The organism is Rhizobium sp. 05N49 (genome assembly GCF_056396805.1).
Genome location: NZ_JBFTME010000004.1, coordinates 206,556 through 228,246, shown reverse-complemented (window position 1 = coordinate 228,246; position 21,691 = coordinate 206,556). Strand labels below are relative to the sequence as shown.

The window sequence follows — 21,691 nt, the reverse complement described above, 5'->3', positions numbered from 1 at the left end:
TAATGAACTGCTTTGCAAAGATTGCTCGCCCGTTTCCAGGAGGTCGGAAGCTGGCGGGTGTCACAGCCGGTTGTCGGCAATCGTTGACACGATAATACCGCTCGTACATCCTGATTTTCTTACCATCTGCTCATCGTGAATGGGCAGGTTTGGGCTGTTTTTTGCGTTTCGGGATGGACGTGCGACATGAGGATAATACCAAGAATGAGCACGATCGAATCCAGCGTATCCTCCATTTTGTTGGACCGTGTTGCTGAATGGCTGACGAATTCTTCGCTGGCCGGTGACGACCTTGAAAACATTGTGCGCGGTTTCTGCGAGCGGCTCGCGGCCGCCGGCCTGCCACTCGCGCGCGTACACCTGACCTTCTCGATGCTGCACCCGCTCTATGACGCGCTGAGCTTCACCTGGAAGCGCTCGAGCGGCGTGACGATCGAAGGCTTCCGCATGCCGGCCGGCCAGAAGCCGGACCGTTTTCTGCAAAGCCCCTATTTCTATCTTCTCGACAACAATCTGCAGCATATCCGCCGCCGCATCATGCCTGACGGACCGAGTGAATTTCCGATCTTCGAAGATCTCAGGCAGGAAAAGGTCACCGATTACCTCGCCTTTGTGCAACCCTTCGGTGACGGGTCGGTGCAGGGCATGATGGGCTCCTGGTCGACCGACAGCCCGGCCGGCTTTTCCGACGACATGATCGACGCACTGCTGCGCATGCAGAACCATCTGGCGGTCGCCGCCAAGATGGCGGTGCTTGCCAAGCTCGCCAACAACATGCTGACCACCTATCTCGGCGGCGATGCCGGCAAGCGCGTTTTGAACGGACAGGTTCGCCGTGGCGATGGTGAGACCATCCGAGCCGCCCTCGTCATGGCGGATATGCGTGAATCGACCATGTACGCGGAGAAGGAGGGAAGGCAGGCCTACATCGATACGCTGAATCAGTTTTTCGATGCGATCGCTGCGCCATTCAACCGCAACGGCGGCGAAATCCTGAGCTTCCTTGGCGACGGCTTCCTCGCCGTCTATCCCTGCGGTCGCCACAAGGATCCGTCCAAAATCGCCTGCGAGGCCGCGCTTTCGGCCGTCCATCATGCGCAGGCGCGGGTTGCCGAACTGAACAAGGATCGCGAGGCAAAGGGGCTGCCGAAAATCGGCTACGGCATCGGTCTGCATGTCGGCAACGTCATGTTCGGCAATGTCGGCCTGAAGGATCGTCTTACCTTCTCCGCCTTCGGCTCGGCGGTGAACGAGGTACAGCGTCTACAGGTCCTGACGAAGAAATATAGCCGAGAGGTTGTCGCGAGCCAGGCCTTTGCCGGCTACTGCGGCGGCGAATGGATCACGCTTGGCGAGGAAAAGCTGCGCGGCATCCGTCAGAAGGTGACGGTGCTGCAGCCGCGGGCGCCGGCATCTGCAATCCGGGTCGATGAAGGTTTCCGTGAAGCCGTTCAGAACGGCCTTTCGGAAGCCGAGCAGGTCATCATGCTTCACCGCGACAAGAAACAGGTAAAACGCACGCCTATCGAAAAATTCATCCAGTAACTACACGCGAACATTGCAGCGCTTTGGCCGCTGCGCCGTATATGAGAACCCCTGCATCAAGCGCTTTGTAAAACAGGCGCCATGCGTTGCTTTTCCCCATGCCTGTCATCAACTGGACACCCAGTTGACGGTACGATAGTGTGCCTTAACGGGAACACATAAGGACTGGGGAATTTCATTGGTATGGCGTCAGCTGCCGATCTGTTGCGTATTGAGAATCTGGACGTCGCCTTCTCCGTTTTCGGCGACCGGCTGCGTGTCGTAAAGGAAGCCAATCTTCGGATTCTGCCAGGCAAAGTGACCGCCCTCGTCGGCGAGAGCGGCTCCGGCAAATCTGTTATCAGCCAGTCGATCATGGGCATCCTTCCAGCCCCCGCCCATGCCGGCGGCCGTATCCTGTTTACCGACCCGCTGGATGGCAAGGCCACGGATATTCTGTCGCTGTCACGCGACAGCGCCGAGATGCGCGACCTGCGCGGCCGCCGCATGGCGACTATTTTCCAGGAGCCGATGACGTCGCTCTCGCCGCTCCACACGGTCGGCAACCAGATCAGCGAGGTCTTGCTGATCCACACCAAGGCAGACAAGAAGGAGGCACGCGAGCGCACCGAGGAAATGCTCGGCCTCGTCGGCTTTTCCAATCCGAAACGCACCTACGACATGTATCCGTTCGAGCTCTCGGGCGGCATGCGGCAGCGCGCGATGATCGCCATGGCGCTGATCTGCAAGCCGGCGCTGCTGATCGCCGACGAGCCGACCACGGCGCTCGACGTGACGATCCAGGCACAGATCCTCGAACTGCTGCGCGACCTGCAGGCCAAGCTCGGCATGGCGATGCTGCTGATCACCCACGACCTCGGCGTCGTCGCCAATATGGCCGACGAAGTGGTGGTCATCTATCACGGCGAGATCATGGAAGCCGGCCCGGTCGAAGCAATCTTCCGCAACCCGCAACATCCCTATCTCAAGGCCCTCATGGCCGCGGTTCCGCATTTCGACATGAAGCCAGGCGAACGGCTGAAGGCCCTGCGGGACGTCCCGGTCAATCTGGAATCGCTGATCGGCAAGAAGAAGCCGGTCGAAAAGGAAGCGCCCGGCGTGCTCCTTTCCGTCGCCAATCTTTCCAAGACCTACAAGACGCGCAAGCGTAGCTTCTTCGGTGGCCAGGAAGCCACCATCTTGCGCGCTGTCGACGATGTCAGCTTCGATATCCGCCGCGGCGAATGTCTGGGGCTCGTGGGCGAATCGGGCTGCGGCAAAACGACCGTCAGCAAAATTCTCATGCGCGCGGTCACGCCTGATAGTGGCACGGTGACGTTCAACGACGGCAAGGATGTGATCGACGTCCTCTCCGTCAAGGGGTCGGAACTGCAGGACCTTCGCACCAAGATCCAGATGGTGTTTCAGGATCCGGTTTCCTCGCTTTCGCCGCGCATGACGGTGCGCAATATCCTTAGCGAGCCTCTCGAAATCCATGATCGCGGCAACAGTGCCGAGCGCAAGGCCAAAGTCGAGGCGCTGATGGGCGCGATCGGCCTCGACCGGCGCTATCTCAACCGCTATCCGCACAGTTTCTCCGGCGGCCAACGCCAGCGCATCGGAATTGCCCGCGCGCTCGCTCTCGGCCCTAAGCTTGTCATCCTTGATGAACCGGTCTCGGCCCTCGACGTATCCGTGCAGGCACAGATCCTCAATCTTCTGAAGGATCTGCAGAAGGAGTTGGGGCTCACCTACCTCTTCATCTCGCACAACCTCGCAGTCGTCGACTACATGGCAGACCGCATCGCCGTCATGTGCAAGGGCCGTATTGTCGAGATCGCGCCGCGCGAAATCATTCTGCGCAATCCGGTTCACCCCTATACCAGGTCATTGCTTGCCGCCGTTCCCTTCCCGGATCTCGACCGGCCGCTCGACTTCAAGGCGCTGCAGGAAAATGGTGCAGCCGACAAGCAGAACTGGGGCCCGGTCTTCAGGGCGGACCACGATGACGCCTCCGAACTTGCCTTTGCCGATCTCGGCGGCGGCCATCTGGTGCGCGCCCGCAAGGGTGCCGATGCGAAGGAACTGGTCTGATGGTGACGCGCCGTATCTTTCTCGGCGGCCTGATCGGCTCGGCCATCGCGCCTTCCGTGCTCCGGGCACAGCAGCTCGCCGAGCCAGAAATTTTGAGGGCCAGGGTCGCTGACGGCAGTCTGCCGCCAATGGCCGAGCGCATTCCGACTGAGCCGCGTATCGTCAATCTCAAGGAGATGGGCCGCGTGCCCGGCACCTATGGCGGCAATGTGCGCACCATCATCGGCGGTGTGCGCGATATCCGCTACATGACCGTCTACGGCTATTCGCGGCTGGTTGGCTACGACACCAAGCTGCAGTTCCAGCCCGATATCCTGCGCGATTTCACCTCGGAGAATGACACTGTCTTCACCTTCCGGCTGCGCGAGGGGCACAGATGGTCGGACGGTCATCCCTTCACGGCGGAAGCCTTCCGCTACTGGTGGGAAGACGTCATCCTCAACAAGGAACTGACGCCCGGCGGCGGCGCGCTGGAGCTGCGTCCGCACGGCTCCCTGCCGCGCTTCGAAGTGCTCGACGAGCTGACTGTGCGCTACAGCTGGGACAAGCCCAACCCGGTTTTCCTGTCGGCGCTTGCCGGACCTCTGCCGCTCGTTATCTATGGCCCGGGCCATTACCTGAAACAGTTCCACAAGGGCTTTCAGGACAAGGCCAAGCTTGAAGAGCTGATGAAGAAGAACCGCGCCAAGAAATGGGCCGACCTGCACATCAAGATGGCGCTCGCTTCCCGGCCCAACAATCCCGATCTGCCGACGCTCGATCCCTGGCAGAACCGCACGGCGCCGCCGGCCGACCAGTTCGTCTTCGAGCGTAATGCCTTCTTCCACCGCGTCGACGAGAATGGCATGCAACTGCCCTATCTCGATCGCTTCATCCTGAACGTCTCGTCTTCCTCGATCATCGCCGCCAAGGCCGGCGCGGGCGAATCCGACCTGCAGGCGACGGGCATCGACTTCAATGACTACACCTTCCTGAAAGAGGCGGAAAAGCGCTTCGCTGTGAAGGTCAATCTCTGGAAGGTGGCGCGCGGCTCGCGCATCACGCTGTTGCCGAACCTCAATGTCGCCGACGAAACCTGGCGCGCGCTGTTCCGCGACGTACGCTTCCGCCGAGCCCTGTCGCTGGCAATCGACCGGCATGAGATCAACATGGTGGCCTTCTACGGCCTCGGCAAGGCGAGTGCCGATACGGTGCTGCCGGAAAGTCCGCTCTTCAAACCGGAATATGCCGACGCCTATGTGAATTTCGACCCTGACACGGCCAATAAGCTGCTCGACGAACTCGGCCTCGACAAGCGCGACAGCGATGGTATCCGCCTGCTGCCTGATGGACGCCGCGCCGAGATCACCGTCGAGACAGCCGGCGAGAGCAATCTCGACACGGACGTTCTGGAACTCGTGCACGATCACTGGGCCAATATCGGTCTGGCGCTCTTCACCCGCACCTCGCAGCGCGACGTCTTCCGCAATCGCGCCATGAGCGGTTCGATCATGATGTCGATCTGGTACGGGCTGGATAACGGCGTGCCGACCGCCGACATGTCTCCCTATGGACTAGCCCCTACGCTGGATGACCAGCTTCAATGGCCGCTCTGGGGCATGTACTATCTTTCGGCCGGTCAGGAGGGCAAGGCGCCCGATCTGCCGGAGGCGGCCGAGCTTGTGGATCTCCTGAACCAGTGGGGCGCAAGTGCTACGACGGAAGAGCGTGAGGTTATCTGGCACAAGATGCTGTCCCTCTATACCCAGCAGGTCTTTTCGATCGGCCTCATCAACAGCACGCTACAGCCGATCCTCAGATCCGCCAAAATGCAGAACGTGCCGGAGCACGCGCTCTACGGCTTCGATCCAACCTCCTTCCTCGGCGTCTACATGCCGGACACCTTCTGGTTCAAGGAGGCCTGAGCGATGATCCGTTATATCCTCTGGCGTATCGCCGCCATGGTGCCGACCCTGCTCGTGATATCGGCGCTGGTCTTCGTCATTATCGAATTGCCGCCCGGCGACTTCTTCGAAAGCCAGATCGCCGAACTGCGCGCCCAGGGCGAGACCGCAAACCTGCAGGAAATCGAGGAGCTGCGCCATCAATACGGCTTCGACCAGCCGGAGATCGTGCGCTACTTCTTCTGGGTCGGGGGAATGCTGCATGGCGATTTCGGCTATTCCTTCGAATATCAGCTGCCGGTTTCCGACGTCGTGGGCGACCGATTGTGGCTGACGATCCTCGTCTCCTTCACGACCATCCTTCTAACCTGGCTGATCGCCTTCCCGATCGGCATCTATTCGGCAACCCATCAATATAGCTGGGGCGATTACGGCCTGACCTTCCTCGGCCTGCTCGGTATTGCAATTCCGAACTTCATGCTGGCGCTGATCCTGATGTATTTCGCCAATGTCTGGTTCGGTCTTTCCATCGGCCATCTGATGGACCAGCAATATCTCAACCAGCCGATGAGCTGGGAAAAGGCGAAGTCGATCCTCGCGCATCTCTGGATTCCCGTCATCATCGTCGGCACGGCCGGCACGGCCGGCATGATCCGCCGCCTGCGCGCCAATCTGCTCGACGAGATGCAGAAGCAATATGTGACGACGGCGCGCGCTAAGGGCCTGCATCCGATGCGGGCGCTGGTCAAATATCCGCTGCGCATGGCGCTCAACTTCTTTGTCGCAGATATCGGCTCGATCCTGCCGTCGATCATTTCGGGTGCGGAAATCGTCGCCATCGTTCTGTCGCTGGAAACGACCGGGCCAATGCTGATCAAGGCGCTGCAAAGCCAAGACATGTACCTTGCCGGCTCCTTCCTGATGTTCCTCGCCTTCCTGAACGTCATCGGCGTCTTGATTTCCGATATCGCCCTTGGCTTCCTCGATCCCCGCATCCGTCTGCAAGGCAGGAGCACCAAATAATGTCGCCCCTACCCGCGCCCGGTGCGCCGCTGCCGCACTATGTTTCGACTGCCCCGTTCGATCCGATCGCAACGGAGACGATGACCTCGGCACAGTCGCGTATCCACCTTGCCTCGCAGAAGCAGCTCATGTGGTGGAAGTTCAAACGCCACAAGCTGGCGCTGGCTTCAGGCATTTTCCTTGCCGCCGTCTACCTGATGATCTTGATCGTGGAGTTCCTGGCGCCTTACGGGCTCCATACCCGCAACGTCGATTTCATCCATTCGCCGCCACAGCGCGTCCATCTTTTCGACAGCGAGGGCAATTTCGTCGGTCCGTTCGTCTATGGACGGCAGATGACGCTCGATATCGATACGCTGCACCGGCTATACAGCGACAAGCAAAACGACATCCAGCCGATCCGCTTTTTCTGCCGTGGTGATGGCTACAAGTTTTGGGGGCTCGTCGCCGCCAACTATCATCTTGTATGCCCGGCGATCGGTGGACAGATGTTCCTGCTCGGAACCGATCGTCTCGGCCGTGACGTGCTGTCGCGTATCCTCTACGGTGCAAGAATCTCACTCACCATCGGCCTGATCGGCATCTCCATCAGTTTCGTGCTCGGCATCGTCATCGGCGGGCTCGCCGGCTATTGGGGCGGCATCTTCGATCTTGTCGTGCAGCGACTGATCGAAGTCCTGCAATCCCTTCCATCGCTGCCGCTCTGGATGGCGCTGGCTGCCATCATGCCGGTGACCTGGAGCCCGATCGTCATCTATTTCGGCATCACCGTCATCCTTGGCATTATCGACTGGACGGGGCTTGCCCGCGCCGTGCGCTCCAAGCTTCTGGCCTTGCGCGAGGAAGATTATGTGCAGGCCGCCCAGCTTATGGGGGCTAGCACACCGCGCGTCATTGGCCGGCATCTGGTGCCGGGCTTCATGTCGCATCTGATTGCATCCGCCACCATCTCCATTCCGGGCATGATCCTCGGCGAGACGGCGCTTTCCTTCCTCGGCCTCGGCCTCCGGCCACCCATTACCAGCTGGGGCATCCTGCTGACGGAGGCCAAGAGCGTCAGCGTCATCGCCTTCTATCCGTGGCTGCTGTTTCCGATCGTTCCGGTAGTCCTGGTGATTTTGGCATTCAATTTTCTGGGAGACGGCTTGCGCGATGCGGCAGATCCCTACAAATAGCGGTGAATTCGGCGGGGTGTTTCACCTCCGCCGCATCGTGGCCTCCGGCATGCGGGGGTGGTAGAAGTATGTCGTCCACCTCAAGGGGCACACCGATGGCCAGACGTCTCGAAGATGCGCGCATCCTCATGTACAGCCATGATACATTCGGCCTTGGCCACCTGCGCCGCTGCCGGGCGATCGCCCATGCCCTCGTCGAGGATTATCGCGGCCTGAATATTCTGATCATATCGGGCGCGACGATTGCCGGGGCCTTCGACTACCGTGCCCGAGTCGACTTCGTGAAAATCCCGAGCGTCATCAAGCTGCGAAACGGCGAATATACGTCACTCGCCAGCCATATCGACCTTCAGGATACACTGAAGATGCGCGAATCGAGCATCCGGCACACCGCCGAGACCTTTCAGCCCGACATCTTCATCGTTGACAAGGAGCCGATGGGGCTAAAAGGCGAGGTCGAGGAAACGCTCGCCTATCTGAAGGCTCGCGGCACCACTCTGGTGCTGGGCCTTCGCGAGGTCATGGACGCGCCGCATCTGCTCGAAGCCGAGTGGAAGAAAAACGGCATCATGCAGAAGATCGATCAGTATTACGACAGCATCTGGGTCTATGGACCACCGGATTTCTACGACCCGCTGGTCGGCCTCGACGTGCCCTCGGGCGTCCGCCGCAAGATGGATTTCGTCGGCTTCCTGCAGCGCAGCGTTTCCAAGGGCAAGAACTCGCTGAATGCCCGCAAGGACGATTATATCCTGGTGACGACCGGCGGCGGCGGTGATGGCTCCGATCTCGTCCACGACGTCATGAACGCCTATGAGGCCGACGAGACGCTGACACAGAAAGCGCTTGTCGTGCTCGGTCCCTATATGCCGGCCGCCGAGCGCGCGAAACTCGTGCGCAAGGGCGAGAACATTCCCTATATCGAGGTGATCGAGTTCGACAATCACATGGAGGAATTGATCGACGGTGCCACTGCCGTTGTCGCCATGGGTGGTTACAACACCTATTGCGAGATCCTCTCCTTCGACAAGCCCGCCCTTATCGTCCCGCGCGTCGCCCCGCGCGAGGAGCAGCTTCTGCGTGCCCGCCGCGCCAGCGAACTCGGCCTGGTCGACATGCTGCTGCCGGAGCAATCCGGAGACCCGACTATCATGGCCGAAACGCTGAAGCGCCTGCCCTCGCGGCTTCCGCCATCGAAAAGCGGCAGCAACATGCACCTGGAGGGGCTGAATCAGATTTCCCGCACGGTTGGTGGATGGCTGGACGGCCGTGGACGCCACCTTTCTCTCGTAGGCGCAGAATAAAGAGCCTTCCTTTGCCGCCACGCCGCAAGATTCTCGTCGTGCTGAAAGGCTATCCCCGCCTTTCGGAAACCTTCATCGCCCAGGAATTGCTCGGTCTCGAAAAGGCCGGCTTCGACCTGACGCTGATCTCCATGCGTCGACCGACCGACAAGAAGCGTCATCCCGTGCATGACGAGATCAAGGCGCGCGTCGTCTATCTGCCGGAATATCTGCACGAAGAGCCGATCCGCGTATTGAAAGGTCTTTTCGCCGGTTTTTCCAGGCCAGGCTTCGGCGCACTGATGAAACGGTTCTTCGCCGATCTGCCGCGCGATATCTCCCGCAATCGTTTCCGCAGGCTCGGCCAGGCGCTGGTACTGGCGCGCGAATGGCCCGACAAGGGCGAGTGGCTGCATGCCCATTTCATCCATACACCTGCCTCAGTGACCGAATATGCGAGCATCCTGACGGGCACGCCTTGGACCTGCTCGGCCCATGCCAAGGATATCTGGACTTCGCCCGACTGGGACCTTGGCCAGAAGCTCGGAAGTGCCCGCTGGGCAGTCACCTGTACCCGCAGCGGCTACGAACACATGAAAGCGCTGACGGCGCGCAAGGATGCGGTACATCTGAGTTATCACGGCCTCGACCTCGCTCGCTTCGGCCATTTTGCAGGCGAGCGCTCGAACCGCGATGGCAGCGATTCCGCCGATCCCGCCTTCATTCTCAGCGTCGGCCGGGCGGTGGAAAAGAAAGGCTATGACGTGCTGCTGCGCGCCCTTGCCCTGGTGCCTCGGGAAATCAACTGGCGCATGGATCATATCGGCGGCGGCGAGGAGCTTTCCAAGCTGAAAAAGCTCGCCGCGGAACTCGGCCTCGCCGACCGAATCACCTGGAAGGGTGCACTGGCGCAGGAAGACGTGCTCGATCACTATCGCCGCGCCGACATCTTCGCCCTTGCCTGCCGCATCGCCGCCAACGGCGACCGCGACGGGCTGCCGAATGTGCTCGTCGAAGCATCCAGCCAGCGGCTCGTCTGTCTCTCCACCAATGTTTCAGGCGTGCCGGAGCTGCTGAGCGATGGCGAGAACGGCCTTGTCGTGCCACCGGAAGATCCGGCAGCCCTTGCAAAAGCGCTTGAGACGGCGATCCGCAATCCCGATCTGCGCAAGCGGCTGGGGGATGCGGCCGAAGAGCGCGTGCGCGGCCATTTCGATTATCACTCCAGCATCCGGCAGTTGAGCGGCCTGTTCGAGGCAGAATGGCAGAAGGCGTCATGACGGCTCCCCGCATCTTCTTTTATGTCCAGCATCTGCTCGGCATCGGCCATATTGCGCGCGCCAGCCGTATCGCCAATGCGCTGGTAAAGGATGGCTTCGACGTCACGGTCGTCACCGGCGGCCTGCCGGTGCCAGGCTTTCCCGGCGAAGGCGTGAAGACCATCGAGCTGCCGCCGGTGGTCGCCAGCAATATCGGCTTTTCCGGCCTTGCCGATGCCGATGGGCAGGCAGCAGGCGAGGAGTTCCTTTCAAGGCGCCGCGACCTGCTTCTCAAAGCCTTCGACGAGGCAAAGCCAGATGTCGTCATCGTCGAGGCCTTCCCCTTTGGCCGCCGGCAGATGCGTTTCGAACTGCTGCCCCTGCTCGATGCGATCGAAAGGGCCAACCCGCGGCCGAAGCTTTTGAGCTCCGTGCGCGATATTCTGCAGGAAAACCGCAAGGCCGGCCGTGACGAGGAAACCGTCAAGCTGGTCAAGGAGCATTTCGATGCCGTGCTGGTCCATGGCGATCCGAACTTCGTGCGTCTGGAGGATACGTTCCCGCTGACGCCTGAGATCGCTGATCGAATTCGTTACACCGGTCTCGTTGCCCCGCCGCCCGCACCCGAACCATCCGAGACGTTCGACATTATCGCTTCGGCAGGCGGCGGCGCCGTCGGGCTGGAGCTGATCCGCGCCGCGCGGGATGCGGCGGTACTCTTGCCTGCCGATATCAAATGGCTGCTGATCACCGGCCCCAACCTTCCCGCGGCTGATTTTGCCCTATTGTCGCAGGATGCGCCTGCCAATGTCACGCTGGTACGGTTCCGCAAGGATTTCCCCTCGCTGCTGCGTGGTGCCAAAGTCTCGATCTCGCAGGCTGGCTACAACACGGTCGGTGACCTGCTTCGCACCCAGTGCCGCTCGATCCTCATCCCCTTCGTGGCGGCAGGCGAGACAGAGCAAACCGTGCGGGCCGAACGGTTGCAGGCACTTGGCCTTGCCGAAATCCTGCCGGAGGCGGGCTTGACGCTCGACGATGTCAAAACCGCTGTCGAACGCGCACTTGCAGCACCGTTGCGCCCGGCCGTTTCGCTGGATTTAGACGGTGCCGCAAAAAGTGCAGCCATCATTCGTTCAATGATCGGCTGAAACCCTCGCCTATTCTAAAATTCATGTGATATAAGGAAAATTCCGGCGAGAATCGGCGTTTCGACATCAGTCCGCTCCGCCTTGTTTTCGTTGCGATATCGGCGGTCTGACTGCATGGTCCTGTACTCGGAGATTCCCCCTTCCCCAGCATCAGGATTGCAGTGCGGACTTTTCCCACAGTCTGACGGTTAGCCATGGAAAAAAGCCTCGCGCGCTACATCTGGAAGAACACGCGGCTGCAGCAGCTCTGGATTCTGCTGGTCGTCGCCGCTTCCATGGTACCCTACTTCTTGTCCTTCGACTTGCCGAAGCAAATCGTCAACGGACCTATCCAGGGTGACGGCTTCGACGGGCCAGGTGCAAGACAGATTTTCATGCACATCGCCTATGACATCCCGCTGATCGGGCATGTCGAGTTCTTCAAGGGCCTGGAACTCAATCGCTTCCAGATGCTGATGGCGTTGAGCCTGGTCTTCCTGGCCCTGGTGGTGCTGAACGGCCTTTTCAAGTTCTACATCAATACTTACAAGGGCCGGCTCGGCGAGCGCATGTTGCGCCGCATCCGCTTCGAACTCATCGATCGCGTGCTGCGCTTCCCGCCTGCCCATTTCAAGCGGGTCAAATCCGCTGAAATCGCCACCATGATCAAGGACGAGGTGGAGCCGATGGGCGGCTTCACCGGCGACGCATTCGTCTCCCCCGCCCTTCTCGGTGGCCAGGCGATTACCGCACTTGCCTTCATCATCATTCAAAATTTCTGGCTCGGTATGATCGCGGCTGCCATTGTCGGCGTGCAGGCGGTGGTCATTCCCCGCATGCGCAAGCGTCTGCTCGAACTCGGCCGCCAGCGCCAGCTGACCGCACGTGAACTCTCGGGCCGCGTCGGCGAGATCGTCGACGGCATCGGCACGATCCACGGCAACGACACATCCAACTTCGAGCGCGCTGATATCGCGACCCGCCTCGGACGCATCTTCTCGATTCGCTACGACCTCTATCAGTGGAAATTCCTGGTCAAGTTCATCAACAACTTCCTGGCCCAGGTCACACCTTTTCTGTTTTATGCGATCGGCGGTTATCTGGCGCTGCAGGGTCGGCTCGACATCGGTCAGCTCGTCGCCGTTATTTCCGCCTACAAGGATCTGCCTGGCCCGCTGAAAGAATTGATCGACTGGGACCAGATGCGCCAGGACGTGCAGGTCAAGTACGCGCAGGTCTACGAACAATTCAATGTCGAGCCGCTGATCGACAGCCGTATCCAGGAACTCGCGACCGCGCCGGTGGCACCTCTGACGAGCGCCTTCGTCGTCACCAACCTCTCCGTCAGCGACGATAGCGGCGCACGTCTCGTCGATCACGTCTCGGTCGAGATCAAGCCGAACGAGACGGTTGCGATCGTCGGACCGAACGGCAGTGGTGCGGAAGCCTTCGCCGAAGCGCTTGGCCGCCTCGTCTGGCCGGATTCCGGCCGCATCACCATCGACGGACAGGACCTGCTGGATCTACCCGAATCCATCACTGGCCGGCGCATCTCCTATGCCTCTGCCGACAGCTATTTCTTCCACGGCACGCTGCGCGACAACCTGCTCTACGGCCTGAAGCACGCGCCGATGAAAGAGCCTGAATATGACGACAAGACAGCGCAGGAATATAAATGGCATGTCACGGAATCACAGAAGGCCGGCAATCCGATCCTCGATCTCAACAGCGACTGGGTCGACTATAACTCTGCCGGCGCCAAGGGACCTGAAGATCTGCTGAAAGCGATCCGGCCAGTACTCGACGCCGTGCTGATGTCGCAGGACATTCTGGATTTGGCATTGCGCTCGACCGTGAATACCGAAGTGCATACCGCACTTGGCAGCCATATCGTGGAGCTCAGAACATCGCTGCGCGAACGACTTGCCGCTGAAAATCTTGACGCCATCGTCGTGCCCTTTGATTTCGACGCCTACAACACGCAGGCGACTGTTGGCGAAAACCTGCTCTTCGGCACAATGAAACGGCCGCTGATGAACAACCGCCGGCTCGCCGGCCATCCCTATTTTCAGCAGCTCTTCCGCGACACCGGGCTGAGCACAGACCTTTACGCGATGGGCCTGGAAATTGCCGAGAACGCGGTGGAACTCTTCCACGACCTGCCGCCGGACCACCCTTTCTTCCAGCAGCTTACCTTCATGACGGCGGACGACATTCCGACCTACCAGGCATTGCTGCAGAAGCTGCAGGGCAAGCGCTTCGAGGACGCTACGCCCGAAGACCGGGCAAGCATCATCCGCCTGAGCTTTGCCTATATCGAACCACGGCACCGCTTCGGTCTGTTGACGCAGGCGCTGATGGACAAGATTGTCAATGCCCGCAAGCAGTTCCACCAAAATATCCCCGATGATCTCGCCGAGCTGATCGAGCGTTATGACATCAGCCGCTTCACGGCCTCCGCGAGCCTGATGGACAATGTGCTCTTCGGCCGCATCGCCTATCAGCAGGCCGATGCTTCCGATCGCATCCGCCTGATCATGGGCGAACTGTTCGATGCGCTCGATCTCTATGACGACGTATTGTCGATCGGGCTGGAATTCGATGTCGGCTCCGGCGGCAAGCGCCTGACAGGGGTACAGCGACAGAAACTCAATCTGGCGCGGGCGCTGCTCAAGCGTTCCGATTACTTTATCTTCAACCGGCCGATCCCGGCGCTCGACCAGCGCATCCAGGACCAGATTACCCACAACATCATTGAAGACCTTCACGAGGAAGGCAAACGCCCGGCAATTATCTGGGTGTTGTCCAACGCCAAGCTGGCGGAAATCTTCGATCGAATATTGCTCTTCGATCGCGGCGATCTTGCCGAGGCGGGCAACTATCCGGAACTTTCCGAGAAAAACGGTATGTTCAAGGAACTGTTATCGTAATACTCTATTGGGGCGGCAGAGACGGCGCCTGCAAGGCGCTTGGAGTTGGTTTTTAGCGCATGATCAAGGACCATGCGGCAGGGGGTGTAGCACTCATGCTGTTGAGAGATGAAGTAGAAATGCTGCGGCGGGTGCCGATCTTCTCGAGGATCGCACCAGCGAAACTCAAGCTCTTGGCCTTCACCTCGGACCGCATGACGTACCACCCAGGCCAAAACCTGTTCCGTCAGGGCGATGTCGGCGACGCCGCCTACGTCGTTCTGTCAGGCACGGCCGATATCATCGTTTCCTCGCCTGCCGGCGAAATCAAGGTCGCCGATGTCGAGGTCAATTCCATTGTCGGCGAAATCGCCATTCTCTGCGATGTCTCGCGTACCGCGACGGTGCGCGCCACCTCACCGCTCGAAGTCCTGCGCATCAGCAAGGAACATTTCCTCAAGCTTCTGAGCGATTTTCCGGAGATGGCCGTGGAGATCATGCGTGTGCTCGCGGACCGGCTCAACCATACGACTGCCGAACTGACCGCCGCACGTTCAGCCAAGCAGCCGCAGATGGCGCAGTGAAACTCCGAAAATAGATTGTAAACGAAAAGGCCCGCCGGGTTTCCCCGGCGGGCCTTTTCGTTGTGTCCTTCGGTGCCCTACTCGCGCTGTTCCAGCGCCCTGTTGAAGGCGAGGGCAGCGAGCGTGCAAATCGCACCCGACAGCAGGTAGTAGCCGACGAAGGTCAGGCCGAACTCACTGGACAGGCTGAGTGCGACAAGCGGTGCGAAGCCCGCGCCAATGAGCCAGGCAAGGTCGGAGGTGAAGGCAGCACCCGTATAGCGATAGCCGCGGCCGAAGCGCGAGGAGATCGAACCGGTCGCCTGGCCGAAGGAAAGGCCGAGCACGCCGAAGCCGATGATGACGAAGGCATCGTGGCCGCTATTGCCGGCGCCGATTAGGAATGGACCAACGAAGCTGAAGATCGCGATCAGCACCGCGCAGATCGCCAGTTGCTTACGCCGGCCGATACGATCGGCAATCACACCCGACGCAATGATCGCGAAGATACCGACCATGGCGCCAACGACCTGAACCACCATGAAGGCGCCGATCGGCTGGTTGCCATAAAGGTTCATCCAGCTGAGCGGGAAGATCGTGACGAGGTGGAACATGGCAAAGCTTGCGAGCGGCACGAAAGCGCCGATCAGGATATCGCGGCCGTGGACGCGCAGTACGTCGAGGATTGGTGCTGCTTCGAGCTCATGCTGTTCGAGCAGCGTGCCGAATTCCTTGGTCATGACGAGGCGAAGACGGGCAAAAAGCGCGACGACATTGATCGCGAAGGCCACGAAGAACGGATAACGCCAGCCCCACGAGAGGAAGTCCTCCGAGGAAAGATTGGCGACAAAGTAACCGAACAGGATGCTCGCCAGCGCAAAACCGATGGGCGCGCCGAGCTGCGGGATCATTGCGTACCAGCCGCGGTGATTCGGCGGCGCGTTAAGTGCGAGCAGGGAAGCGAGACCGTCCCAGGCACCACCGAGCGCAAAACCCTGGCCCAGGCGGAAAAGTGCCAACAGCGCAATCGACCAGTAGCCGATTTCATCATAGCCCGGCAGGAAGGCAATCGATGCCGTCGAACCACCGAGCAGGAAGAGTGCGATGGTGAGCTTGGTGCCGCGTCCATAGAGGCGGTCGATGGTCATGAAGACAACCGAGCCGACGGGACGGGCGAGAAACGCCAGCGAGAAAATCGCGAAGGAATAGAGGGTGCCCGTCAGCCGATCCGGCGCGAAGGGAAATACAAGTTGTGGAAACACGAGTACGGATGCGAGGCCGTAAACGAAGAAATCAAAAAATTCAGACATGCGACCGATCACCACGCCGACCGCGATGCTGCCGGGCGAAACCGGTTTGTCATCGTGGATGCGCCGCGCATCCCGTTCCAGCGATGAAGATGATGGTCCTAAATGGGCTACAGTAGCCATATGAAACGCCTCCCTCGTTCAAGGTGCTTTTTACAAAGCACCTCAAGCTGATCTTGTTCCATATTTGCAGCTTATCAAGTCCTGATCGCGCAAATAGTTGACGTCGAATTCTCAAAAAACGATGCGACGTCAAAATCGCGTGATACCTATCCCAACCTATTCCAGAGTTTTATTGGGCAAGGCCCTGCTTTTCAGCTATACACAAGGCGGCGCCGGAGAAATTCCTTCTTACTGTTATCAGGATTTTAGGGGCGCCGTGGAAGCTGACTTCTCCCGCGGTGCAAAATGCATGTTGCACTGCGACCAAAGACCTCATATCGCTGCTTGTGCCAGTGCTTTAGTCGGCAATTGAACGAAACAAAAAGAGCTTAGAGACGTGCAAAAACTGCCAAAGTTTTCCCGCCTTCTATTAATCTTGCCGCTGTTTTTTTTGGCAGGATGCAACTTGGTAGTCATGTCGCCTTCGGGCGATATTGCTGCCCAGCAACGCGACCTCATCATCGTCTCGACGGTGCTGATGCTTCTGATCATCATTCCGGTGATCTTCCTCACACTGTTTTTCGCCTGGCGTTACCGGCGCTCAAATACGGCCGCGAACTACGCGCCCGAATGGCATCATTCCACGCGTCTCGAAATCGTGATCTGGGCAGCACCGCTCGCCATCATCATCGCGCTCGGCGCGGTCACCTGGATTTCGACACATAAGCTTGATCCCTATCGGCCGCTTGACCGTATCGACGCGGAGCGCGCCATTCCGGCAGATACCAAGCCGCTGACCGTCGAGGTCGTGGCGCTCGACTGGAAATGGCTGTTCTTATACCCGGACCTCGGCATTGCGACCGTCAACGAGCTCGCAGCACCGGTTGATGTCCCGATCAGTTTCAAGATTACCTCCTCGTCGGTGATGAACTCCTTCTTCATCCCCGCCCTTGCCGGCCAGATCTACGCCATGCCGGGCATGCAGACGAGACTGCACGCCGTCATCAACAAGGAAGGCGAATATGACGGCTTCTCCGCCAATTACAGCGGCGAAGGTTTCTCGAATATGCGCTTCAAATTCCACGGCCTGAACCAGGAGGGCTTCGATGCCTGGGTGGCGCAGGTCAAGCAGCGCGGCACGATGCTCAACCGCGACGCCTATCTGAAGCTCGAAAAGCCGAGCGAGAAGGAGCCGGTGCGCTACTATGCCGGCGCCGACGCCGATCTCTACGACGCGATCCTCAACATGTGCGCCACACCCGGCAAAATGTGCATGAACGAGATGATGCACATCGACATGATGGGCGGCGGCGGCAAGGAAAGCGAAGCTAACCGCGAAAAGCTGACCTACGACAACCGCCATGCTGACGAAGGCATCGTCGCGCCCGCGGCGACGGTACCTGCAACAGGCGCTCCCGCACGCAGCGAGCCTGCCGAAAGCACCGATGGCAACAGCATGCAGAACATGCCCGGAATGGACATGCAGCATGATGGCCATTCCATGCCCGGCATGAGCAATGGCGGCGGTCCTGCGCCTGCGCAGCTCAACAATAACAATTAACCTGGCGCTTTGCGTCGTAAGACATAATGAACGGGTTGTTCCATGTTTTCCAATCCTGACCTCCTGAAGTTCATCTTCGGCCGGTTAACCCTCGACGCGATCCCGTATCACGAGCCCATTCTGGTCGTGACGTTTATCGGCGTCGTCATCGGCGCCATCGCGGTGCTCGGCGTCATCACCTATTTCAAGTTCTGGGGTCCGCTCTGGCGCGACTGGATCTGCAGTGTCGACCACAAGAAGATCGGCATCATGTACGTGATTCTGGCCGTCATCATGCTGCTGCGCGGCTTCTCCGACGCGCTTCTGATGCGTGGCCAGCAGGCGATCGCCTTCAACGGCAATGAAGGCTACCTGCCGCCGCACCATTACGACCAGATCTTCACCGCCCACGGCGTCATCATGATCTTCTTCGTGGCGATGCCCTTCGTCACCGGCCTCATGAACTTCGTGGTGCCGCTGCAGATCGGCGCGCGCGACGTCTCCTTCCCGTTCCTCAACAACTTCTCGTTCTGGATGACGACGGCGGGCGCGATCATCATCATGATCTCGCTCTTCATCGGCGAATTCGCCCAGACCGGCTGGCTCGCCTATCCGCCGCTTTCGGGTGCCGCCTATAGTCCCGGCGTCGGCGTCGACTATTATATCTGGGGCCTGCAGGTCGCCGGTGTCGGCACCACGCTATCGGGCATCAACCTGATCGCCACCATCGTGAAGATGCGCGCGCCGGGCATGACCTTCATGAAGATGCCGGTTTTCACCTGGACGGCACTCTGCACCAACATCCTGATCGTCGCCTCCTTCCCGATCCTGACCGCAACGCTCGCTCTCCTGTCGCTCGACCGCTATGCCGGGACGAACTTCTTCACGAACGACCTCGGCGGCAATCCGATGATGTATATCAACCTCATCTGGATCTGGGGCCATCCGGAAGTCTACATCCTCGTCCTGCCGGCCTTCGGTATCTTCTCGGAAGTGGTTGCGACCTTCTCCGGCAAGCGCCTGTTCGGCTACGCGTCGATGGTCTACGCCACCTGCGTGATCATGATCCTGTCCTACCTCGTGTGGTTGCACCACTTCTTCACGATGGGTTCGGGCGCTTCCGTCAACTCGTTCTTCGGCATCACCACGATGATCATTTCGATCCCCACCGGGGCGAAGATGTTCAACTGGCTTTTCACCATGTATCGCGGCCGTATCCGCTACGAGGTGCCGATGCTCTGGACGGTCGGCTTCATGGTGACCTTCGTCATCGGCGGCATGACCGGCGTCATGCTTGCCGTTCCTCCTGCAGACTTCGTCTTGCATAACTCGCTGTTCCTGATCGCGCATTTCCACAACGTGATCATCGGCGGCGTCCTGTTCGGCATGTTCGCCGGCGTGAACTACTGGTTCCCGAAGGCCTTTGGCTTCAAGCTCGATCCCTTCTGGGGCAAGATGAGCTTCTGGTTCTGGCAGATCGGCTTCTGGTTCGCCTTCATGCCGCTCTATATCCTTGGCCTGATGGGCGTCACCCGTCGCATGAGCCAGTTCGATGATCCGTCGCTGCAGATCTGGTTCATCATTGCTGCCTTCGGCGTCGGGCTGATCGCTCTCGGCATCGCGTCCTTCCTGATCCAGATCGTCGTCTCCTTCAGAAAGCGCGAAGAACTGCGTGATGACAGCGGTGATCCATGGGATGGCCGCACGCTGGAATGGTCGACCTCTTCGCCGCCGCCGGATTACAACTTCGCCTTCACGCCGGTCGTGCACGATCATGACAGCTGGTATGACATGAAGAACCGCGGCTACGAGCGCCCGCTCGGCGGCTTCAAGCCGATCCATATGCCGAAGAACACCGGCACCGGCGCGATCCTGTCGGCCTTCAGCATTACGCTCGCCTTCGGCCTGATCTGGTACATTTGGTGGATGGTCGTGCTCTCCGCCGTCGCCATGTTCGTCGTCGCGATCGGCCACACGTTCAACTACAAACGCGACTTCTACATCCCCTCGGACGAAGTCACCGAAACGGAAGGCAAGCGCACACAATTGCTTGCCGAGCAGGTGTAAGAGACCATGAGCGATCATACTATCGACACGGCCGAGAAGCCTGAATTCTACCTCACCGAAGATCATCATCCGGAGAACAGCACCAATCTGGGCTTCTGGCTCTACCTGATGAGCGACTGCCTGATCTTCTCGGTGCTGTTTGCCACTCACGCCGTGCTCGGCCGCAACTATGCGGCCGGTCCGTCGCCGGCCGATCTCTTCGATCTGCCGCTGGTGGCCATCAACACCTCGATGCTGCTGCTCTCCTCCATCACCTACGGCTTTGCGATGCTGCAGATGGAGAGAAACGCTAAGGCGGAAACGCTGTTTTGGCTGGCAATCACCGGCCTCTTCGGCGCAGCCTTCATCGGCCTCGAACTCTACGAGTTCGTGCACCTGATCCACGAGGGCGCCGGCCCGCAGCGCAGCGCCTTCCTGTCGTCCTTCTTCACGCTGGTCGGCACACACGGTCTGCACGTGACCTTCGGCCTCGTGTGGCTGGTGACCCTGATGGTGCAGGTGTCCATGCATGGTCTGATCGAAGCCAACCGCCGACGCCTCATGTGCCTTTCCATGTTCTGGCACTTCCTCGACGTCGTCTGGATCGGCGTCTTTTCCTTCGTCTACCTGATGGGAGTTCTCGGATGAGTTCGCAAGCACCCGTACATGAGGATGCCCACGAGGCTCATCACGGCCACAGCCACGGACATCAGGCTGGTCACGGCACCTTCAAGAGCTACATGACGGGCTTCGTCCTGTCCGTCATCCTGACCGCCATTCCCTTCTGGCTGGTCATGGGCGGCGTCTTCGAAAACCATACCGTAACTGCCATTTTCGTGATGGCGCTCGCCGCCGTGCAGATCGTCGTTCACATGATCTTCTTCCTGCACATGAACACGAAGTCGGAAGGCGGCTGGACGATCATGGCGCTGATCTTCACGATCATCATTGTCGCCATCGCGCTCTCGGGCTCGCTCTGGGTCATGTATCACCTGAATACGAACATGATGCCCATGAGCCCTGAAATGATGAAAAACATGCCGTAACGGCAAAGGAGCGGGCGGCGGCAACGCCGCCCGTTGCGGTTATCGATGACCGATATCTCTTCCGACCATCCGGACAGCCCGCGTTCGCCCGTCACTCTGGCGATCCTGGGATTTGGGCTTCTGGCTCTCGTCGCCGCATTGATCGCCCTCGGCACCTGGCAGGTCCATCGCCTTTCCTGGAAGCTCGATCTGATCGCCCGCGTCGATGCGCGCGTCCATGCCGAACCCGTCGCGCCGCCCGCACAAGCCGACTGGAACAAGGTCAATCCCGCCGATGATGAATACCGGCGGGTAACGGCATCAGGCATTTTCGAGAACGACAAGGAAACGCTGGTCACGGCCTCGACAGCGCTCGGCAGCGGCTATTGGGTGCTGACGCCGCTGAGGCTCGCGGATGGAAGCGCGATCCTCGTCAATCGCGGTTTTGTCCCGCCTGACCGTCGCGATCCGGGCTCGCGACCGGAAAGCGAGCTCGGCGGACAGGCCAGGGTCACCGGACTGATGCGCATGACAGAGCCGAAGGGCATGCTGCTTCGTTCCAACGAGCCGGCTTCCGATCGGTGGTATTCGCGCGATGTCACGGCCATTGCCGGGAAGCGCGGTCTTGCGAACACCGCCCCCTTCTTCATCGATGCGGACGCGACGCCCAATGCCGGTGGTGTGCCCGTGGGTGGACTGACAGTACTCGATTTCCCCAACAACCACCTTGTTTACGCCATCACGTGGTATGTGCTGGCGCTCATGGTGGCGGGGCTCCTAGCCTATATCATACGGAGCGAGATCAGAATCCGCAGAGCCTCTTAGCGA

16 protein-coding genes are annotated in these 21,691 nt (G+C 59.7%); 15 read left to right on the top strand and 1 reads right to left on the bottom strand.

What is annotated here, in order from left to right; translation table 11 throughout:
- Positions 1-204 precede the first annotated feature (204 nt).
- From AC1DF8_RS10635 to AC1DF8_RS10590, 10 genes are all read left to right on the top strand, one after another.
- Complete coding sequence (locus tag AC1DF8_RS10635) at positions 205-1,545, top strand: adenylate/guanylate cyclase domain-containing protein (protein ID WP_112546147.1); 1,341 nt, start codon at positions 205-207, stop codon at positions 1,543-1,545.
- 183 nt (positions 1,546-1,728) lie between these two features.
- Positions 1,729-3,618, top strand: a complete 1,890-nt coding sequence (locus tag AC1DF8_RS10630; RefSeq protein ID WP_113114510.1) for an ABC transporter ATP-binding protein — start codon at positions 1,729-1,731, stop codon at positions 3,616-3,618.
- A complete protein-coding gene (locus AC1DF8_RS10625) occupies positions 3,618-5,522 on the top strand; it encodes an ABC transporter substrate-binding protein (RefSeq protein WP_112968989.1) in 1,905 nt (634 codons plus the stop codon). Before AC1DF8_RS10630 ends, AC1DF8_RS10625 begins: the two co-directional genes overlap by 1 nt.
- A 3-nt stretch (positions 5,523-5,525) precedes the next feature.
- Positions 5,526-6,524, top strand: a complete 999-nt coding sequence (locus AC1DF8_RS10620; protein ID WP_112546144.1) for an ABC transporter permease — start codon at positions 5,526-5,528, stop codon at positions 6,522-6,524.
- Positions 6,524-7,699 carry an ABC transporter permease gene (locus AC1DF8_RS10615; protein WP_162710161.1) on the top strand — a complete coding sequence of 392 codons (1,176 nt, stop codon included), beginning with the start codon at positions 6,524-6,526 and terminating at the stop codon, positions 7,697-7,699. Before AC1DF8_RS10620 ends, AC1DF8_RS10615 begins: the two co-directional genes overlap by 1 nt.
- A gap of 95 nt (positions 7,700-7,794) precedes the next feature.
- Positions 7,795-9,003 carry a glycosyltransferase family protein gene (locus AC1DF8_RS10610; RefSeq protein ID WP_112546142.1) on the top strand — a complete coding sequence of 403 codons (1,209 nt, stop codon included), beginning with the start codon at positions 7,795-7,797 and terminating at the stop codon, positions 9,001-9,003.
- An 11-nt stretch (positions 9,004-9,014) separates the two neighbouring features.
- On the top strand, positions 9,015-10,262 hold the full coding sequence (locus AC1DF8_RS10605) for a glycosyltransferase family 4 protein (RefSeq protein WP_478153389.1): 1,248 nt from the start codon (positions 9,015-9,017) through the stop codon (positions 10,260-10,262).
- Positions 10,259-11,392: a glycosyltransferase family protein gene (locus AC1DF8_RS10600; protein ID WP_478153387.1), complete on the top strand. Its 1,134-nt coding sequence runs from the start codon at positions 10,259-10,261 to the stop codon at positions 11,390-11,392. The genes AC1DF8_RS10605 and AC1DF8_RS10600 overlap by 4 nt, the downstream gene beginning before the upstream one ends.
- 194 nt (positions 11,393-11,586) lie before the next feature.
- The gene (locus AC1DF8_RS10595) at positions 11,587-14,301 is read left to right on the top strand and encodes an ABC transporter transmembrane domain-containing protein (protein WP_112968987.1); all 2,715 of its coding nucleotides are present in this window, start codon (positions 11,587-11,589) and stop codon (positions 14,299-14,301) included.
- 95 nt (positions 14,302-14,396) lie between these two features.
- A complete protein-coding gene (locus AC1DF8_RS10590; RefSeq protein ID WP_112546343.1) occupies positions 14,397-14,864 on the top strand; it encodes a cyclic nucleotide-binding domain-containing protein in 468 nt (155 codons plus the stop codon).
- A gap of 77 nt (positions 14,865-14,941) precedes the next feature.
- On the opposite strand, the gene AC1DF8_RS10585 is transcribed toward AC1DF8_RS10590, so the two are convergent.
- The gene (locus AC1DF8_RS10585; RefSeq protein ID WP_478153385.1) at positions 14,942-16,273 is read right to left on the bottom strand and encodes an MFS transporter; all 1,332 of its coding nucleotides are present in this window, start codon (positions 16,271-16,273) and stop codon (positions 14,942-14,944) included.
- Positions 16,274-16,649: 376 nt separating this feature from the next.
- Here AC1DF8_RS10585 and cyoA point away from each other — a divergent pair, with 376 nt between their 5' ends.
- From cyoA to AC1DF8_RS10560, 5 genes are read left to right on the top strand one after another with little or no spacing between them, the layout of a single operon-like run.
- Positions 16,650-17,813, top strand: coding sequence for a ubiquinol oxidase subunit II (gene cyoA / locus AC1DF8_RS10580; protein WP_113014511.1), 1,164 nt, complete (start codon positions 16,650-16,652; stop codon positions 17,811-17,813).
- Positions 17,814-17,855: 42 nt separating this feature from the next.
- The gene (gene cyoB, locus AC1DF8_RS10575; protein ID WP_112546137.1) at positions 17,856-19,859 is read left to right on the top strand and encodes a cytochrome o ubiquinol oxidase subunit I; all 2,004 of its coding nucleotides are present in this window, start codon (positions 17,856-17,858) and stop codon (positions 19,857-19,859) included.
- Between the two features lie 6 nt (positions 19,860-19,865).
- On the top strand, positions 19,866-20,486 hold the full coding sequence (gene cyoC / locus AC1DF8_RS10570; protein WP_112546136.1) for a cytochrome o ubiquinol oxidase subunit III: 621 nt from the start codon (positions 19,866-19,868) through the stop codon (positions 20,484-20,486).
- Positions 20,483-20,884 (top strand): cytochrome o ubiquinol oxidase subunit IV, encoded by a 402-nt coding sequence (gene cyoD, locus AC1DF8_RS10565; protein WP_112546135.1) that lies wholly within the window; start codon positions 20,483-20,485, stop codon positions 20,882-20,884. The genes cyoC and cyoD overlap by 4 nt, the downstream gene beginning before the upstream one ends.
- A 45-nt stretch (positions 20,885-20,929) precedes the next feature.
- Entirely contained in the window at positions 20,930-21,688 is a 759-nt protein-coding gene (locus AC1DF8_RS10560) for an SURF1 family protein (RefSeq protein ID WP_478153382.1), read from the top strand.
- Positions 21,689-21,691: the final 3 nt, after the last annotated feature.